Here is a 3,736-nt window from a genome sequence, read left to right on the forward strand (position 1 = left end):
GATGGAGTACCCGGTGGCGAGCGATGTCGCCGCGAACCCCGCGCTGCCGCCGCTGGCCGACCTGCAGGCACCCGCGATCGACCCGAGCAAGCTCGACGCGAAGAAGGTCACCCAGCTGATGACCGAGGCCGGGCTGCTCTAGGTGCGCACTACCCTCGTGAGGTCGACACCCCGGGTCGGTCGGCCCGGGGTGTTCAGCACGCTCGTCGCGCTGGTGCTCACAGCGGCGACGTTCGTGCCGCTGGGCTATATCGTCTCGGTGCTGTTCGACACCGGGCTGAGTGCGGCCGGCGCGCTGGTGTTCCGGCCGCGGGTGGGCGAGCTGCTGACGAACACCGCGCTGCTGGTGGTGTGCACGGTGCCGGTCTGTGTGGTGCTCGGCATCGGGTCGGCCTGGCTGGTCGAGCGCACCGATGTGCCGGGACGGGCGTGGTGGGGGCCGGTGCTGGTCGCCCCGCTCGCGGTGCCCGCGTTCGTCAACAGTTATGGGTGGGTGAGCGTTTTCCCGTCGATGCACGGGCTGTCGGCCGCGGTGATCGTGGCGACGATGTCGTATTTTCCGCTGGTGTACCTGCCGGTCGCGGCCACGCTGCGCCGACTCGACCCGGCGATCGAGGAATCGGCGCGTGCGCTGGGCTCGGGGCCGGTAGCGGTGTTCTGGCGAATCACGCTGCCACAGTTGCGATTAGCGATTCTCGGTGGCGGCCTGCTGATCGGGCTGCATCTGCTCGCCGAATACGGCGCGTTCGTGATGTTGCGCTTCGACACGTTCACCACGGCGATCTTCGAGCAGTACCAGAGCAGTTTCGCCGGTCCGGCGGGCAGCATGCTCGCGGGGGTGCTGGTGCTGTGCTGCCTGGCGCTGCTCGGTGGCGAGTCGCTGCTGCGCGGCGACGCGCGCTACGCCCGGCTGGGTGGTGGTGCGGCGCGGGCGGCGCGGCCGATCGCGCTGGGTGGGCTGCGGGTGCCGCTGTTCGGGGTACTCGTGGCGGTGGTCGCCGGGTCGCTCGGCGTGCCGCTGTGGACGATCGGGCGCTGGCTGTGGCTGGGTGGTGCAGCGGTGTGGGACTCCGCGGAAATCGGTGCGGCACTGGGCCAGACGATCAGCCTGGCGGCCGCGGCCGCGCTGGTCACCACGCTGTGCGCGTTCCCCGTCGCCTGGATCGCGGTGCGTTCCACGAGCGCGTTCGCCCGGCTGATCGAGGGCGCCAACTACATCACCAGTTCGCTGCCCGGCATCGTGATCGCGCTCGCCCTGGTAACCGTCACCATTCGCTGGACACCGCCGCTGTACCAAACGGTGTCGCTGGTGGTGATCGCCTACGCGCTGATGTTCCTGCCCCGCGCGTTGGTGAGCGTGCGAGCCGGGCTGGCCCAGGTCCCGGTCGGCCTCGAAGAGGTGTCGCGGTCGCTGGGCGAATCGGCTTCGACCACTTTCTTCCGGGTCACCCTGCGCATGACTGCGCCCGCCGCCGCGTCGGCCGCCGCGCTCGTCTTCGTCGCGGTATCAACAGAACTCACCGCGACGCTGCTGCTGGCGCCCACCGGTACGCGCACTCTGGCCATGCAGTTCTGGGCGAAGTCGGGCGAACTCGACTACGCGGCCGCGGCACCGTACGCGTTGATCATGATCATCGCCGCCGTCCCGGTGACATATCTACTGTTCACCCAGTCACGAAAGGCGGCCGGGATATGAGTCGGCTTGTTGTCGAAGGGGTTTCGAAGAGTTTCGGTGGCACCACGGTGCTCGATCACATCGACCTCGACGTACCGAACGGCACGGCCACGGCGGTGGTCGGCGCGTCGGGCTGCGGCAAGACCACCTTGTTGCGGGTGATCGCCGGATTCGAGGGCCCGGATACAGGTTCGGTGCGACTCGGCTCGGAAGCTGTTGTGCACCAAGATATTTGCGTACCACCACAGCGCAGGAGAATCGGTTACGTCGCCCAGGACGGCGCCCTGTTCCCGCACCTGAGCGTCGCCGACAATATCGCCTACGGACTGCACACCGGGCTGCGCGGCGCCGTAGACCGCCTGCGCCCACACCGCGACCGCCCCCGTGTCATCGAACTCCTGGCCATGGTCTCCCTCGACCCTGACTACGCCGACCGCAAACCCCATCAACTCTCCGGCGGCCAGCAACAGCGTGTCGCCCTGGCCCGGGCCCTGGCCCGCAAGCCGGATCTCATGCTGCTCGACGAGCCGTTCAGCGCCCTCGACACGGGCCTGCGCGCCACCACCCGTCAGGCTGTGGCCGACACGCTGCGCGCCGCGGGCATGACCAGCATCCTGGTCACCCACGATCAGGAGGAAGCGCTCAGCTTCGCCGAACAGGTCGCCGTCATGCGCGCGGGGCGGTTCACCCAGGTCGGGCCGCCGCAGCAGGTCTACCACCGGCCCGCCGACCTGTTCACCGCCCGTTTCCTCGGGGACTGTGTGCTCCTCGACGCCCTCTGCGAAGCCGACACCGCCAAGTCGGTCCTGGGGCCCGTCCCGGTGCAGCCGGGCGCCCCCACCGGCGAAGTGACCCTGATGATCCGCCCCGAACAGCTCGCCGCCCAGGTGATCGGCGACGAATCGCACTCCGGCCACGTCACCGCCGTCGACTTCCGCGGCCCCGATGTGATCGTCACCATCGACCTCGCCGAGGGCGCGGGCACCGTCCGTGTCCGCCGCACCGGCATCGAGGCCCCCACCACCGGCAACCGCGTCCGCCTCACCGTCCACGGCCCCGCCGTGGCCTACTGACGTTGCGATCACGCTGATCCCAACCCTCGCCGCGGGCGCCGGAGCACGGCACTATCAATGGCGAGGCGGGCGTGGCTGAGTGGTTTAGGCAACGGTCTGCAAAGCCGTTAACGCGGGTTCAATTCCCGCCGCTCGCTCTGTGGGAAAGCGGCTGGGTCGTGGAATGATCGTTTTCATGTCACGGCCCAGACCGCTTTCCGAGGACCCGATCGCCGAGGCTTACCGGCAGTGGGTCGCCCACGGCTGGGAGTCGGTCGCCGACGGGATGGCCCTGGTGACCTCGCTGGTTCGGGCGCAGCAGATTGTGATGGCGCGCGTCGACGAGGCGCTCAAACCGTCCGGGCTGACGTTCTCCCGCTACGAACTCCTGCAGCTGCTCAGTTTCAGCCGCACCGGCGCGCTGCCGATGGCCAAGGCGAGTGCGCGCCTGCAGGTGCATCCGACGAGCGTGACCAATACCGTCGATCGGCTCGAAGCCGCCGGGCTGGTGGTCCGCGTCCCGCACCCCAGCGACCGACGGGCAACTCTCATCGAAATCACCAGCGCGGGAAGGAAATCCGTGGCCGAAGCCACGGCAGCACTGAACGCCGAGGTGTTCGCCGAACCCGGCCTGCCCGCCGACCAGGGCCGCGACCTGTTACGACTGCTGGCACAATTCCGTCACGACGCGGGCGATTTCGAGGTCGACGACCCGGAAAACCTCGCATTCCACGCGACCTGGCAATCGACCGGAGAATCTTCGGCCGATTCCCTTGGCAGCTAGCCCGAAAAGGTTCACGATGTAGCGCATGGTGCTGATCCTCGGGGTGTCGGCGGGCGCGGGTGGAGCCCGTGCGCTGCTGACCCATTCCGATCAGCCCCACATGCCGCCCATCGACCGGATCCAGGTACCGCGCAGGCCGGGCGGATCGGTGGAGGAATCGGTACTCACCGCGATCCATCGCATGCGCGCCGCGGCCGCCGACCGTGAGGAGTACATTTCGGGCAC

Annotated in this window: 3 protein-coding genes, 1 tRNA gene and 2 pseudogenes; all 6 read left to right on the forward strand. The window is 68.8% G+C overall.

Annotation, left to right across the window (positions count from 1 at the left end; all coding sequences use genetic code 11):
- Positions 1-142: pseudogene (locus ACFWF3_RS27825) on the forward strand (iron ABC transporter substrate-binding protein); the annotation flags it as partial.
- Between the two features lie 15 nt (positions 143-157).
- Positions 158-1,696 carry an ABC transporter permease gene (locus ACFWF3_RS27830; protein ID WP_379316387.1) on the forward strand — a complete coding sequence of 513 codons (1,539 nt, stop codon included), beginning with the start codon at positions 158-160 and terminating at the stop codon, positions 1,694-1,696.
- Positions 1,693-2,748, forward strand: a complete 1,056-nt coding sequence (locus tag ACFWF3_RS27835) for an ABC transporter ATP-binding protein (protein WP_379316389.1) — start codon at positions 1,693-1,695, stop codon at positions 2,746-2,748. The genes ACFWF3_RS27830 and ACFWF3_RS27835 overlap by 4 nt, the downstream gene beginning before the upstream one ends.
- Positions 2,749-2,813: 65 nt before the next feature.
- Positions 2,814-2,885 (forward strand) — tRNA-Cys (locus ACFWF3_RS27840).
- A 38-nt stretch (positions 2,886-2,923) separates the two neighbouring features.
- Positions 2,924-3,511 carry a MarR family winged helix-turn-helix transcriptional regulator gene (locus tag ACFWF3_RS27845; RefSeq protein ID WP_379316391.1) on the forward strand — a complete coding sequence of 196 codons (588 nt, stop codon included), beginning with the start codon at positions 2,924-2,926 and terminating at the stop codon, positions 3,509-3,511.
- A 25-nt stretch (positions 3,512-3,536) separates the two neighbouring features.
- Positions 3,537-3,736, forward strand: a pseudogene (locus tag ACFWF3_RS27850) (hypothetical protein); the annotation flags it as partial.

It is taken from the genome of Nocardia sp. NPDC060220 (assembly GCF_042727815.1).
Taxonomy (GTDB): domain Bacteria; phylum Actinomycetota; class Actinomycetes; order Mycobacteriales; family Mycobacteriaceae; genus Nocardia.

What these genes read in the sequence shown, in the direction of transcription:
- ACFWF3_RS27835 (WP_379316389.1), top strand. Translation starts at nt 1,693, where the DNA reads ATGAGTCGGCTTGTTGTCGAAGGGGTTTCGAAGAGTTTCGGTGGCACC.
- ACFWF3_RS27845 (WP_379316391.1), top strand. Translation starts at nt 2,924, where the DNA reads ATGTCACGGCCCAGACCGCTTTCCGAGGACCCGATCGCCGAGGCTTAC.